The organism is Geodermatophilus sp. DF01-2 (genome assembly GCF_004571065.1).
GTDB lineage: Bacteria > Actinomycetota > Actinomycetes > Mycobacteriales > Geodermatophilaceae > Geodermatophilus.
The window spans coordinates 24,150-38,493 of record NZ_SPQN01000037.1; the positions used below are offsets into that span (position 1 = coordinate 24,150).

9 protein-coding genes and 1 pseudogene are annotated in these 14,344 nt (G+C 74.5%); 9 read left to right on the forward strand and 1 reads right to left on the reverse strand.

What is annotated here, in order from left to right; all coding sequences use genetic code 11:
- The first annotated feature begins 40 nt into the window (after positions 1-40).
- From E4P41_RS11495 to E4P41_RS11510, 4 genes are all read left to right on the forward strand, one after another.
- On the forward strand, positions 41-1,783 hold the full coding sequence (locus tag E4P41_RS11495) for a glycerol-3-phosphate dehydrogenase/oxidase (protein ID WP_135141389.1): 1,743 nt from the start codon (positions 41-43) through the stop codon (positions 1,781-1,783).
- A gap of 374 nt (positions 1,784-2,157) precedes the next feature.
- Complete coding sequence (locus E4P41_RS11500) at positions 2,158-4,284, forward strand: YfhO family protein (protein ID WP_209307668.1); 2,127 nt, start codon at positions 2,158-2,160, stop codon at positions 4,282-4,284.
- A 126-nt stretch (positions 4,285-4,410) separates the two neighbouring features.
- Positions 4,411-5,586, forward strand: a complete 1,176-nt coding sequence (manA, locus tag E4P41_RS11505) for a mannose-6-phosphate isomerase, class I (protein ID WP_135141390.1) — start codon at positions 4,411-4,413, stop codon at positions 5,584-5,586.
- 75 nt (positions 5,587-5,661) lie between these two features.
- Complete coding sequence (locus E4P41_RS11510; protein ID WP_245177281.1) at positions 5,662-6,573, forward strand: DUF1524 domain-containing protein; 912 nt, start codon at positions 5,662-5,664, stop codon at positions 6,571-6,573.
- A 108-nt stretch (positions 6,574-6,681) separates the two neighbouring features.
- Here E4P41_RS11510 and E4P41_RS11515 read toward each other — a convergent pair whose 3' ends face one another.
- Entirely contained in the window at positions 6,682-7,680 is a 999-nt protein-coding gene (locus tag E4P41_RS11515; protein ID WP_135141391.1) for a type IV toxin-antitoxin system AbiEi family antitoxin domain-containing protein, read from the reverse strand.
- Positions 7,681-7,947: 267 nt separating this feature from the next.
- Here E4P41_RS11515 and ahcY point away from each other — a divergent pair, with 267 nt between their 5' ends.
- The 5 genes and pseudogenes from ahcY to E4P41_RS11540 all read left to right on the forward strand — a co-directional run.
- Positions 7,948-9,444, forward strand: coding sequence for an adenosylhomocysteinase (ahcY, locus tag E4P41_RS11520; RefSeq protein WP_135141392.1), 1,497 nt, complete (start codon positions 7,948-7,950; stop codon positions 9,442-9,444).
- Positions 9,445-9,609: 165 nt separating this feature from the next.
- Positions 9,610-10,326 carry an MtrAB system response regulator MtrA gene (mtrA, locus tag E4P41_RS11525; protein WP_135141393.1) on the forward strand — a complete coding sequence of 239 codons (717 nt, stop codon included), beginning with the start codon at positions 9,610-9,612 and terminating at the stop codon, positions 10,324-10,326.
- A gap of 64 nt (positions 10,327-10,390) precedes the next feature.
- Complete coding sequence (mtrB, locus tag E4P41_RS11530; RefSeq protein ID WP_135141394.1) at positions 10,391-12,139, forward strand: MtrAB system histidine kinase MtrB; 1,749 nt, start codon at positions 10,391-10,393, stop codon at positions 12,137-12,139.
- Positions 12,136-13,893 carry an LpqB family beta-propeller domain-containing protein gene (locus tag E4P41_RS11535; RefSeq protein WP_135141395.1) on the forward strand — a complete coding sequence of 586 codons (1,758 nt, stop codon included), beginning with the start codon at positions 12,136-12,138 and terminating at the stop codon, positions 13,891-13,893. Before mtrB ends, E4P41_RS11535 begins: the two co-directional genes overlap by 4 nt.
- Before the next feature lie 158 nt (positions 13,894-14,051).
- Positions 14,052-14,344: pseudogene (locus E4P41_RS11540) on the forward strand (ComF family protein); the annotation flags it as partial.

Here is a 14,344-nt window from a genome sequence, read left to right on the forward strand (position 1 = left end):
CCGCCGCCGGAGGCGCCCGGCCGGGCGGACAGTGGGGGACATGAGCCGCACGCAGCTGTCGCCGGACCGCAGGCGGGCCGACCGGGCCCGGCTGGTCGACGAGGTCGTCGACGTGCTCGTCATCGGCGGTGGGGTGACCGGCGCCGGGGTCGCCCTCGACGCGGCCAGCCGGGGCCTCTCGGTCGGCCTGCTGGAGGCCCGGGACTGGGCGGCCGGCACGTCCAGCCGGTCGAGCAAGCTAATCCACGGCGGGCTGCGCTACCTCGAGCAGCTGGCCTTCCCGCTGGTCCGGGAGGCGCTGCACGAGCGGGCACGGCTGGTGCAGACCATCGCCCCCCACCTGGTCCGCCCGCTGCCGTTCCTGCTGCCGCTGACCGCACCTGCCTGGCAGCGGGCGTACTACGGGGCGGGCGTGGCGCTGTACGACGTCCTCGGTGCCGCTCTGGACGCCGACCGCGGCATGCCCGCCCACCGGCACCTGTCCCGGCGGGCCACGGTGGCCGCCTTCCCGGGACTCCGGGAGGACGCGGTCGTCGGCGCCATCCGCTACTGGGACGCCCAGGTCGACGACGCCCGGCACACCCTCGCCGTCGTCCGGACGGCGGCCGGCTACGGGGCCCGGGTGCTCTCCAGTGCCCGCGTGACCGGGCTGCTGCGGGACGGGGACGGCGCCCGCGCGCCGGTCGTCGGGGTGCGGGTCGCCGACCTGGCCGACGGCTCGGCCTTCTCCGTGCGGGCGCGCAGCGTCGTGGCCGCCACCGGGGTGTGGAGCGACGACGTCGGCGCGATGCTCGGCGACACCGCGCCGAGCCTGCGGGTGCGCGCCTCCAAGGGCGTGCACCTGGTGCTGCCGCGCTCGTCGATCGACGGGGGCGACCTGCCCGAGGGGCAGCGGAACGGGCTCATCCTGCGGACGCCGACCAGCGTGCTGTTCGTCATCCCCTGGGGCGAGCAGTGGATCGTCGGCACCACCGACACCCCGTGGAAGCTCGACCGCGCGCACCCGGCGGCCAGCAGCGCCGACATCGGCTACCTGCTCGACCAGCTCAACCGGGTGCTAGCCCGGCCGGTTCCCGCCGAGGCGGTCGTCGGCGTCTACGCGGGGCTGCGGCCACTGCTGGCCGGGGAGGCCGATCAGACCAGCCGGCTCTCCCGCGAGCACGCCGTCGTCACCCCGGCTCCCGGGCTGGTCCTCGTCGCGGGCGGCAAGTACACGACCTACCGGGTGATGGCGGCCGACGCCGTCGACGCGGCGACCGCGGGCCTGCCGGGCGTGCCGCCGTCGCGGACGGCCCACCTGCCGCTGGTCGGCGCGCACCGCTGGGACACCGTCCGCGGCAGCGCACCGCAGATGGCCGCCGCCAGCGGCCTGCCCGAGGCCGCCGTCGACCGGCTGCTGCACCGGCACGGCGACCGGGTGGGGGAGGTGCTCGACCTGGTGCGTGCCGACCCGGCGCTGGGCCGGCCGCTGCCGGGGGCGCCGGCGCACCTGGCCGCCGAGGTGGTGCACGCCGTCACCGTCGAGGGGGCGCTGCACCTCGACGACGTCCTCACCCGTCGCACCCGCATCTCCATCGCCACCCCGCACCGTGGCACGGAGTCGGCGACGGCGGTGGCCGAGCTCATGGCCGGCCCGCTGGGCTGGGACGCCGAGCGCACCGCCCGCGAGGTGGCGCACTACACGGCGCGTGTGGAGGCCGAGCGCGAGTCGCAGCGGATGCCCGACGACCGCACCGCGGACGCCGCCCGGCTGGGCGCCCCCGACGTCCGGACGGCGGTCTGACCCGTCCCGCACCACCCGTCACGACCCCCGCACCCGGCGCAGCAGCCGCGGCGCGCGGCGCGCGCGTCGGTAGCCTCGAACGCGATGTGGCATGGGGAGGACCCTGTGTGCCGCCGCTCGTGGACGCTCGCACGGTCGTGCCGGGCGCCCGGGTGGGCGCGCGTGGTGAATCGGCCCCTACTCCGGTCCCGGGGGTGCCGACGCGACGGAGAGGACGGGGGAACGTCCCGGTGAGTGCTGTGCGTGTCGAGGTCGCGACCGACCCGCGGGTGGCGGAGCTCGATGCTCCGGGCGGTGGTGCGTCGAGCTCTCGCCAGGGCGGCGGCCGGGGGCAACGGTTCCTGGGGAAGGTCCGGCGGGCGCCGGAGTGGCTCGTGACGCTCGGAGTGGGGGTCCTCGCGGCGGTCATCGGCGTGATCCCACAGTGGCGGGGGACGTTCTTCTACTACGGCGGCGACAACGTCGAGTCCTTCATCCCGCTGTGGCACCAGGTCGGCGCGGCGCTGCGCCAGGGGCAGTGGCCGGGCTTCGATCCCGGCGCCTGGACCGGCGGAAACCTCGTGGGGGAGGCCGCGTACGGGGTCCTCAACCCGGTGACGCTGGGCAACGCGGTGTTGATCTCCTGGTTCGACAACCTGTCGCTGGCCGCGTTCACGGTGATGGTCGAGTTCCTCGCCCTGATCGCCATGGGCACGTACCTCCTGGCACGGGAGTACGGCGCCCGGCGCGCGCCGGCCGTGATCGTCGCCACCGCGATCCCCGTCGCCGGCTTCACCTTGTGGTATGAGGCCGCCGGCTGGCCGTCCGGCCTCATGGCGTTCACCTGGGTCACCTGGTTCTGGTGGTCGGCGAGGGCGCATGCCCGCGGTCGGCTGATCCCGCTGGTGCCCTTCCTCTTCGGCGGCCTCGCCATGACCACCGGCAACCCCTACGCGGCGCTCGGCCTGGTCGTGGTGCTGCTCGCGATCGGTGTGGAGTTGCTGGCCCAGCGGCGGTTCGCCCGCCTGGCGCACCTGACGATCATGGGGGCCTGCGTCGGCGTGGTGGCGCTCCTGGTGTTCCTGCCGCTGCTCGGCACGGGCTCGGTCTCGGCTCGCCAGCAGCTCGCCGACGTCGTGAACGACGCGTTCCTGGTGCCGGACCTCGGGGACCTGGCCGCCGCGAGTTCGCCCACCTACCTGCCGTCGATCTTCAACTGGGAGGGCCAGCAGCTGGAGCGGGTGCCCTCGACCTACTTCGCCTGGTTCGTGCTCCCCCTGGTGCCGTGGCTGCGGTGGGAGACGCTCCGGCGGCGGGCCGGCTCGCTGATCAGCCTCGGCGTCGTCGCCGGCCTCTACGGCCTGGCGACGCTCGGCCCCTCGAACCTGTGGCTGTTCCGTTGGCCGCTGCGCCTGATCGAGTACCTGTACCTCGCCCTGGCGGTCCTGTTCGCGGTGACGCTCTCGGCCGGGCTGCGCACCGACCACCTGGGGCGACGGATCCTGGCGAGCGGCGCGATCGTCGCACTCGGCTACTACCTGTCGTGGGCGGTGCAGCCGGCAGACATCAACGGCGTCCACGTCATCGGTCTCGTCGGTGTCGCGGCGTTCGTCGCCCTCGCCGTCACGGCCTGGTTCCGGTGGGGGATGGCGGCGCTCGGCGCCGCCGTGGTCGCCGGCACGGTCGCCGCCGTGTTCTTCCAGACGACGGTCTTCCCCGTCGAGCGGGCGATCGGCTCACCGCACGTCGTGTCCCGGATGGCCGAGGGGACGGCCGAGTACGAGGGCACCGTCCTCCAGCTGGCCGCCCGGTCCGACACGACTCTGGACCAGACGGAGGACGGTGAGATCCTGTTCGGCAACCTCCCCCGGGCGATGGGTGTGCGGAACGTCGGCAACTACACCGGCATCGGGTTCCTCGAGTTCAGCAACGAGCTCTGCATGGACTACCGGGGCGCCACTTGCCCGGAGGCATTCGACCGACTCTGGGAGCCGGCCGGAGGTGGCGTGCAGGTCCCGTTGATCGACGCGATGCGGGTGTCGACCCTGGTGATCCAGCGCTCCCTGCTGCCCGAGGCCGCTCGCGGGACGCCGCCGGAGGGATGGCGTGTGGCGGAGCGGTCGGCCGTCCGCACGGTGTGGGTCCGCGAGCAGCCGCTGGCGGGCGAGGGGCGGGTCTCCGGGACCTCCCCCGGGATCGAGGTCCTCGAGGACTCGTCGTCCTCGCACCGGGCGTCGGTCCGCTACCGCGCGGACGACGACGGGCGGTTGCTGTTCGCCCGGCTCGCATGGCCGGGGTACACCGCCACCGTCGACGGTCGGGCGGTCGACGTCGTGGACGGCCCGGCCGGGTTGCTGGCGGTGGACGTCCCCGCAGGAGAGCACACCGTGCTGCTGGAGTACCGCTCGCCGGGACTGCGGACCGGTGCGCTCGCGGCGCTGGCCGCCTCGGTCGTCATCCTCGTTCAGTCCGTGGTCTGGGTGTGGCGGCGCCGTGCCGGCCGTGCCGTGGGCAGGCCGTGACGGCCTGAGAGGGACCGGCCAGGAGGGGGCGACGACGCCGGGGGTGCGGGCACTTCCCGACCGACGCCCCCCCGATGAGGGAGGGACGCCAGCCCGGACGGGTGGCCGCCAGTAGCCTCGTCCCTGATGTGGCAGCTCACCAGTGCCGTCCGCTTCTACTCGTGGGGCAGCCGGACGGTCATCCCCGAGCTGCTCGGGGGCCCCAGCCCGGCGGAGCAACCGCACGCCGAGCTCTGGATCGGCGCGCATCCGGACGAGCCGAGCTTGCTGGCCGACGGCCGTCGACTGGACCGGGCGATCGCCGAGGAGCCCGAGCGGCTGCTCGGCGCACCGGTCGTGACGCGCTTCGGGCCGCGGCTGCCCTTCCTCATGAAGGTGCTGGCCGCCGACCGCCCGCTGTCGCTGCAGGCGCACCCGACAATGGAGCAGGCAGCGGCCGGCTACACCGCCGAGAACGCGGCCGGCGTCCCTCAGGACGACCCGACGCGCAGCTTCAAGGACCCCTGGCACAAGCCCGAGCTGCTGCTCGCGCTCACCACCTTCGAGGCGCTGTGCGGCTTCCGGCCGGTCGAGGAGTCGCTGCACTGCCTGGCCAAGCTCCAGGTGCCCGAACTCAAACCGACCATCGCCGCCCTCGCCCGTGGCGGGCTGCGGGCGGCGATCCCGCAGCTGCTCGCGTTGTCGCAGCGGCGGCGCGACTCGTTGGTGTCGGCGGTTGCCGAGGCCGCGACGCGCTTCGTGACCGCGGCCGACCCGGAGTTCATCAACACCTACCGCTGGGCGGCCACGCTGGCCGAGTCCTACCCCGGTGACCCGGGCGTGGTGATCTCGCTGATGTGCAACCACCTCAAGCTGGCACCCGGTGAGGCGGTGTTCCTCCCCGCCGGGAACCTGCACGCCTACCTGTCCGGCGCCGGCGTCGAGGTGATGGCCAGCTCGGACAACGTGCTGCGCGGGGGGCTGACCAGCAAGTACGTCGACCTGGCGGCCCTGATCGAGGTGCTCGACTTCACCGACGGCCGGATCCCGGTCATCCACCCGGTGCTGGGGCCGGGCGGGCTGCGCTACCCCGTCCCGGTCGAGGACTTCGACCTCACCCGGGTGCAGCTCGACGCGCAGGCCGGCACGCTGACCACCGCCGGGCCGCAGGTCCTGCTGTGCACCGAGGGCCGCGTGGTCCTCGCGGCGGCCGACGGCGAGCTGGTCCTGGAGAAGGGGCGGTCGGCGTTCGTCCCGGCCGGTGAGCCCGTGAGCGCCCGCGGCCCCGCCGTCCTCTACCGGAGCACCACCAACCTCCGGTGAGCACCGCGCCGCTCCCACGGGACGGGAGGGTGTCGACGTAGCGTCGGTCGTCCGTTCCCGCTCCCGGGGGTGTCCGTGCCCACTCGCCCCACCTCGGCGTCCCGCCGGGTCTCGATCGTCGCGCTGTCGTTGGTCCTGACCGGCTGCGGCCTGCTACCGACGGCCGACGACGCCGGGGGCGGGGACGGAGGCGGGGCGCCGACCGGCGTCCTGGGCGACGCGGCTGCGGAGCGTGCCATCGCCGCCGCGCCGCCGGGCTCGGCGCTGGCCGTCCTCGCCGAGATCGAGGTGCGGGGCCGGGCGCCGCGCACCGGCTACGAGCGCGAGCAGTTCGGCGACGGCTGGGTCGACACCGACCGCAACGGCTGCGACACCCGCAACGACGTGCTCGCCCGCGACCTCACCGGCGAGACGTTCCGGCCGGGCACCAACGACTGCGTCGTCGTCGCCGGGACCCTCGGCGACCCCTACTCCGGGCGCACGATCGAGTTCCGGCGCGGGCAGGACACCAGCGACGACGTGCAGATCGACCACGTCGTCGCGCTCTCCGACGCCTGGCAGAAGGGCGCCCAGGGCTGGGACGCCGACCGGCGCACCGCCTTCGCCAACGACCCGCTCAACCTGCTCGCCGTCGACGGCCCGCTGAACATGCAGAAGGGGGACGGCGACGCCGCGACCTGGCTGCCGCCGCACACCGCCTTCCGGTGCGCCTACGTCGCCCGGCAGGTCGCGGTGAAGGCCGGCTACGGGCTGTGGGCCACCCGCGCCGAACGCAACGCCGCCGCCACCGTGCTCTCCGGCTGTCCCGGTGAGCCGCTGCCCGGTACCGCCGCGGCCTCCCTGGCGTCGGAGCCGGTATCTCCGGCGGGGGTCTCCTACGCCGACTGCGACGCCGTCCGGGCGGCCGGTGCGGCGCCCATCCGGCGCGGCGAGCCGGGGTGGAGCGACGCCTTCGACGGTGACGGTGACGGGGTCGGCTGCGAGTAGCCCGCCCACCCGGCGATGATCAGGTGAGCTGATCCTTCCGGCTCCGGGCTCACCACCGGTGGTGAGCCCGGAGCCGGAACGGTGAGCCGGGACGGCGGTACGGCGGCGTCAGGCGGGTCGCGGCAGCGGCAACGGCCGGCGGACGGCGGTGAAGCGCCGCGGTCCGAGGAGCGGCGTGGACACCAGCGCGGCCAGCCGATCCCGCACCCGCGGCCAGGCCGGCCCGAGATCGGCACGGGCCATCCGCACCATCCGGATGCCGAAATCCCGCAGGCGGTCCTCCCTGCGCTTCTCGTCCCAGTGCACGCGGGCCGGCGAGCGACCGCCCCGCGGGTCCTCGTACTTGACGAGGCCGTCGAACTCGACGGCGACCGCGGCGTCCTCGTACCAACCGTCCACCCGCGCGACGAAACCCCGTGCGTCGTGGATCTCGACCTGCAGCTCCGGGCAGGGGAGCCCGGAACCCACGATGCGCAACCGCCCGAGGCTCTCCAACGGTGACTCGGCGCGCCCGTCCGCGAGGTTCGCGGCCCGCGCGGCGTCACCGATGCCGAGCCAGTGCGTCAGGTCCAGCGCGACAGCGGTCAACTCGTCCTCGCTCACCAGCCGAGCGTGGAGCGCGGCGTCCATCGCCACGACGCTGTCCTCCAGCGACCACTCTCGCCCGCAGTCGATGAGCGTCCGCGCCACGGAGGTGGTGCGGAAGGCACCCAGCGCACGGACGTGGGCGGCCGGCAGGGTGGCGCGGGCCACCTCGTACCCACGCCCCCTCCGCCACTGGAGCTCGTCGGTGAGTCGGACGGTCTCCGCCTGCGACGGGGGGACGACGAGGCCGGCCAGCCGGGCTGCCGATGCGTGGCTCGCCGCGGGGCGTCCGCTCAACCGCACCAGGACGGCAGCGCAGTCGAGCCGGTGCCCGGCGACGGGGTCGCCGGCGGCGGCCTCGACCGCCGCCCGCTCGGCGTAGGCGCCCCGCCGCAGGCGGGCCCACCGGCCGCGCGCGACCGCGTTCTGCACCTCGTCGTGCGTGTATCCCGCGCGAACGGCGTCGCGGGCGGTGAAGACGCCGAACTGGCGTTCGGTGACAGCACGGAGGGCCGGGTGCACGCGACGAGTCTCCGCGGGCGCGGGGCTCCACGGGGAGGGCCGGGTGACATCTGTGGACGACGGCGTCCGAGCTCGGCATTCCGGTTCCAGGCTCACGACCAGTGGTGAGCTCGGAGCCGGAACGGTCAGGTGAGCTGATCGTCGGGACGGCGGCTGCGTATCCTGAACGGCGGCACGAGCCCCGCCGAAGCCTCGGCATGCTCGCTTCTGCACCCGACCCCGAGAGCCCGCCCGCCACCGGCGCGGCGGTCCGGACCCTGGAGCGACATGACCGCCACCACCGGCACCCGTGTACTGACCACCCCGAGCGGCGAGGCCGATTTCAAGGTCGCCGACCTCTCCCTGGCCGGCTTCGGCCGCAAGGAGATCACCCTCGCCGAGCACGAGATGCCCGGCCTCATGGCGCTGCGCGCCGAGTACGGCGACGAGCAGCCGCTGGCCGGGGCCCGCATCGCCGGCTCGCTGCACATGACCGTGCAGACTGCCGTCCTCATCGAGACCTTGGTGGCCCTCGGCGCCGACGTCCGCTGGGTCAGCTGCAACATCTTCTCCACCCAGGACCACGCCGCCGCGGCGATCGTCGTCGGCGGCGGCACCCCGGAGCAGCCCGCCGGCGTCCCGGTGTTCGCCTGGAAGGGCGAGACGCTGGAGGAGTACTGGTGGTGCACCCAGCGGCTCTTCGAGTTCCGGAACGAGGACGGCGACGTCGTCGGCCCCAACATGCTCCTGGACGACGGCGGCGACGCGACCCTGCTGGTGCACCTGGGCACCCGGTTCGAGGCCGACGGCGCCGTCCCGGACACCACCGAGGCCGACTCCGAGGAGTACGGCGTCATCCTCGACGTGCTGCGCGGCACCCTCGCCCAGGACGGCGGCTACTGGACCCGCATCGGTCAGGGCATCGCCGGGGTCACCGAGGAGACCACGACCGGCGTCATGCGGCTCTACGAGCTCGCCCGCGACGGCCGGCTGCTGTTCCCGGCGATCAACGTCAACGACTCGGTCACCAAGAGCAAGTTCGACAACCTCTACGGCTGCCGGCATTCGCTGATCGACGGCCTCAACCGCGCCACCGACGTGATGATCGGCGGCAAGGTGGCCGTGGTCTGCGGCTACGGCGACGTCGGCAAGGGCTGCGCGGAGTCGCTGCGCGGCCAGGGCGCCCGGGTGATCGTCACCGAGATCGACCCGATCAACGCGCTGCAGGCGGCGATGCACGGCTACGAGGTGACCACGCTCGACGAGGTCATCGGCAAGGCCGACATCATCATCACCGCGACCGGCAACCGGGACATCATCTCCGCCGATCAGCTCGGGCGGACCAAGCACCAGGCGATCATCGGCAACATCGGCCACTTCGACAACGAGATCGACATGGCCGGCCTGGCCCGCACCCCGGGCATCGTGAGGACGACCATCAAGCCGCAGGTCGACGAGTGGCGGTTCGCCGACGGCCACACGATCATCGTGCTCTCCGAGGGCCGGCTGCTGAACCTCGGCAACGCCACTGGGCACCCCAGCTTCGTGATGAGCGCCTCGTTCTCCAACCAGGTCCTGGCGCAGCTCGAGCTGTGGGGCAACCGGGCCGCCTACGAGGGGAAGGCGCCCGGCGTGACCGTGCTGCCCAAGAAGCTCGACGAGCACGTGGCCCGGCTGCACCTCGACGCGCTCGGCGTGAAGCTCACCGAGCTCACCAAGGTGCAGGCCGACTACATCGGCGTGCCGGTCGAGGGTCCCTACAAGAGCGACCACTACCGCTACTGACGGCCACTCGTCAGGGTCCCGCGCCGAGCGTGCGAGGCGTGGGGGAAGAGTGGTCCTTCAAACGTCACCGGGCTCGTGACGGGCCCTTGCAGGGGGGCCGACGGGGGCGCCCGTCCGGAGGACCTCCGGGCGGGCGCCGCCGCTTTCCGCGCAGATCAGCGCAGAATGGTCGCCGTGCCACCCACCGCTGCCCAGAACGGGCCCACCCGAGGCCGTGTCCTGGTCGTCGACGACGACGCCGCCCTCGCCGAGATGCTCGGCATCGTGCTCCGGCGCGAGGGCTACGAACCGGCGTTCGTCTCCGACGGCAACCGCGCGGTGGGCGTGTTCAAGCAGACCCGTCCGGACATCGTGCTGCTCGACCTGATGCTGCCCGGCCGCAACGGCCTGCAGATCTGCCAGGACATCCGCACCCAGTCGACGGTGCCGATCGTCATGCTGACCGCGAAGGGCGACACGATCGACGTCGTCCAGGGCCTGGAGGCCGGTGCCGACGACTACGTCACGAAGCCGTTCAAGCCGGTGGAACTGGTCGCCCGGGTGCGTGCCCAGCTGCGCCGCGGCGAGAGCGGCCAGGCGGAGAACCTCAGCATCGGTGACGTGCAGATCGACGTCCCGGCCCACCAGGTCACCCGGGACGGCGTCCCGATCGCGCTGACCCCGCTGGAGTTCGACCTGCTCGTCGCGCTGGCCCGCAAGCCGCGCCAGGTGTTCACCCGCGAGCTGCTGCTCGAGCAGGTGTGGGGCTACCGGCACGCCGCGGACACCCGGCTGGTCAACGTCCACGTGCAGCGGCTCCGGGCGAAGATCGAGCGGGACCCGGAGAAGCCGGAGATCGTGCTGACCGTGCGCGGCGTCGGTTACAAGGCGGGGCCACCGTGAGCGGCTCCGCCGACCTGCCGGCTCCGCCGGGCGGAGGCGAACCGACGTACACCGTGGTGCGGCCGTGAGCACCACCCGGCCCGCACCGCTCGAGGTTCCGCCCGCGGAGGCCGAGGCGTCGTCGTCCTCCGGGGTCCTCGTCCCGGTGCCCCCGGCGGCGCCGCGTCCGGGGGTGTCGGCCGACCGCGGCTCGTGGCGCCGCGGGCTGCGCCGGCGGGCCGGCCGGGCGCGCCGGCTGACGCGGCACCTGGCGGCGCGGGCGGTGCACGCCTGGCGCTCCTCGCTGCACGTCCGGATCGGCCTGATCACCATGGCCGTCGCCGGCACGGTGGTGGTGATCGTCAGCCTGGTGCTGTTCAGCCAGATCCGCGACCAGCTCCTCTCGGTCAAGGAGCAGGCGGCCATCGACCAGACGCAGGCCGGCGTCATCTACGCGCAGAGCGAGGTCGCGGGCATCGCCGCCGGCGACGGCGCCAGCGTGCGGGCGACCCTGGACCGGACGGTCCGCCAGCTGCGCGAACGTGGCGGCCCGGCCGGTGACTTCGAGGTCGTGATGGTCTACCGGACCGGCGACTCCGAACGCCCGCCGGCCGTGAGCCGCAGCGGCATCTACCCCGCGATCCCCGACGAGCTGCGGCTCGACGTCGCCTCGGGCGGCCAGTACGCGCAGTACGCGCCCATCCCGGACGCGAACGGCCGGCCCCGGCCCACCTACCTGGTGGGCGCGCCGGTGCCGACCGGCGCCTCGCCCGCCGAACAGATCGAGCTGTACTACGCCTTCCCGCTCGAGCAGGAGGTGGAGAGCCTCTCCCTGATCCGCAGCACGGTGGTCATCAGTGGCATCGCGCTCACCCTCTTCGTCGTCGGCATCGCCGTGCTGGTCACCCGGCTGGTGGTCGACCCGGTGCGCCGGGCCGCCGGCACCGCGCAGCGGCTGGCCGAGGGGCAGCTCGAGGAGCGGATGGCGGTGCGCGGCGAGGACGACCTCGCCCGGCTGGCGACCAGCTTCAACGCGATGGCCGCCAGCCTGCAGCGGCAGATCACCCAGCTTGAGTCGCTCTCCCAGCTGCAGCAGCGGTTCACCTCCGACGTCTCGCACGAGCTGCGCACGCCGCTGACCACGGTGCAGATGGCCGCGGAGGTGCTCTACGAGTCCCGCGAGGACTTCCCGCCGCACGTGGCCCGCTCGGCGGAGCTCATGCACACCGAGCTCGACCGCTTCGAGGCACTGCTCACCGACCTCCTGGAGATCAGCCGCTACGACGCGGGGGCCGCGGTCCTCGACTGGGAGCCGACCGACCTCGGCGCGCTGGTCGAGCGGGTGGCGGCCGGGATGTCCGCGCTCGCCGAGCGGCACGCCTGCGAGCTGACGGTCACCGGCCCCGAGCAGGAGGTCATCGCCGAGGTCGACGCCCGGCGGGTGGAGCGGATCCTGCGCAACCTGGTCGGCAACGCGATCGAGCACGGCGCCGGCAAGCCGGTGGAGGTCACCTGGGCGGCCAACCGGACGGCGGCCGCGGTCACCGTGCGCGACCACGGCGTGGGCCTGTCCTCGGCGGAGGCACAGCACGTGTTCGACCGCTTCTGGCGCGCCGACCCGTCACGGGTGCGCACCGTCGGCGGTAGTGGGCTGGGGCTCTCGATCAGCCTGGAGGACGCGCGGCTGCACGGCGGCTGGCTGCAGGTGTGGGGCTCCCCCGGGGCGGGAGCGCAGTTCCGGCTGACCCTGCCGCTGACCGCGGGCACCGACCTCACCAGCTCCCCGCTGCCGCTGCGGCCGGCGGCCCTGCGCCGTCCCGGGGTGGGACGGTGACCCGCTCCGCGCCGTCCCGTCGCACGGGCGGACGCCCGGGTGCGGTCCTGGTCGCGGCGCTGCTGGTGCTCCTGACGGCGTGCTCGGTGGTCCCCACCAGCTCGCCGACGGTACAGATCACCCAGGCGCCCCAGCGCCTGGACGGCCCGGTGGGCATCGAACCGCTGTCGCCGGAGCCGGGCGCCACCCCCGAGGAGGTCGTCCGCGGCTTCCTCGACGCCGCCGCCAGCACCGTGCGCGGGCACCCGGTGGCCCGTGAGCACCTGGCCCCCGAGCCGCAGGACTCGTGGTCGGACGACGCGGGCATCACCCTGATCGGCGCCGATTACGCCACCGTCACCACCGACGCGGGCACGGTCGTCGTGACCGGCACGCTGGTCGGCACGATCGATCAGCGTGGCGTGTTCACCGTGGGCGGGCAGGAGGTCTACTCGCGGGAGTTCCACCTCGAGGAGGTCGACGGCGAGTGGCGGATCAGCGACCCGCCGGACGGGCTGCTCATGCTCCAGCCGGATTTCGAGCGGCTCTACACGCGGCGGGACCTCTACTTCCTCGACCCCACCGGCCAGCGCGTGGTGCCCGACCCGCGGTACCTGATCAGCGGGGAGGCGCAGCCGACGGTGCTGGTCGAGCGGCTGATCGACGGACCGTCCGCCCCGCTGGCCGCCGGCGTCCGCAACGCGCTGGACGGCGCTGCGCTGGGCAGCACGCTGGCGGTCTCGGCGCAGGCGGTGACCGTCGATCTGACCGGCATCTCCGACGCGCCGCCGGCCCGGCTGGCCGAGCTGTCCGCCCAGCTGGTGTGGACGCTGGGCCAGCTGCCGTCGGTGCGCTCGGTGGAGATCCTCGTCGACGGGGAGCCACTGACCCTCGAGGGCGTGCCCGCGGTGCAGACCGTCGACACCTGGACCGTTCTGGACCCCGACGCCGCCCCGGTGGACGCGGTCGGGCACTACCTCGTCGACGGCGCCCTGTGGACGGCGACCGACGTGCCCGCGCCGGCCCCCGGCCCGGCCGGCGCCGGCGCCTACGGGCTGAGCAGCGCGGCGGTCGCCACCGACCCGAGCACCGGCGAGCTGACCCAGATGGTCGGCGTGACCGAGCGGGACGGGCGTGCGACCCTTCTGACCGGCCCCTACGGCGGGGACCTGGCGCCCATCCTGTCCGGCAGCACGTTCACCGTGCCGACGGCGGCCGCCACCCGCCAGGAGTTCTGGCTGGTCCGCGACGGCAGCGCGGTGGTGCGGCTGCCCGCGGGCGGGACGCCGCAGGCGGTCAACGCCGTCACGCTGCCCGGCCTGGGGCGGGCCACGGCGCTGCAGCTGTCGCCCGACGGCGTCCGCGCCGCGGTGGTCGTCGAGGACGGCCAGCGGCAGAGCCTGCACGTCGGCACGGTCGTGCGCTCGGACGACGGGCCGGTGGCGGTGCGCGACTGGCGCGAGGTCACCCCCACGCTCGGCCAGGTGGTCGACGTGTCCTGGCGGACGGCGGGCAGCCTGCTGGTGCTGGCCGGGGACGCCGGCGAGGACCGGACCGTCCCCTACGTGGTCGGCGTCGACGGCTGGGGGCTCTCGCCGGTGCCGACCGCCGGCCTGCCCAGCCAGGCCACACGGGTCGCCGCCGCGCCCGGGCGCCCGCCGCTGGTCAGCGCCGGCGGCGCGATCTGGGAGTGGCAGGTCGCCGGGGGCACGTGGGTGACCCTCGTCCGCGGGGCCCAGCCGCAGCCGGGCACGGAGCCGTTCTACCCGGGTTGAAGGACCCCGTCCTCCTCACCGCTCGCAGGCTCGCGGCGAGCCTCTGGACGGGGCCGCCCGGGGCGGGGCCCTGACGCGGGGCCGTTCCAGCACGTCACCTGTCCACAGATCGGCGGCGGTCCTGGTCGTCCGCCGGCGCGGGCGGCGAGGCTGGGCGGGTGGACGGCGGGGTGCTCGCGGCGCTGGCCGACCTGCTGCTGCCACGCGAGTGCGCCGGCTGCGGCGTGCCCGGCGCCGTCTTCTGCCGGCGGTGCGCCGCGCTGCTCGCCGTTCCGCGCCTGGCTCAGCCGCGCCGCTTCCCGCCGGGCTTCCCGCCGACGGTGGCGGCCGGCGTCTACGCCGGGCCCGTCCGCCCGGCGGTCAACGCGTTCAAGGAGCGCGGCCGCGCCGAGCTGGCCCGCCCGCTGGGCGCCGCCCTCGCGCTGGCTGTCGCCGGGGTGCTCGCCAGATC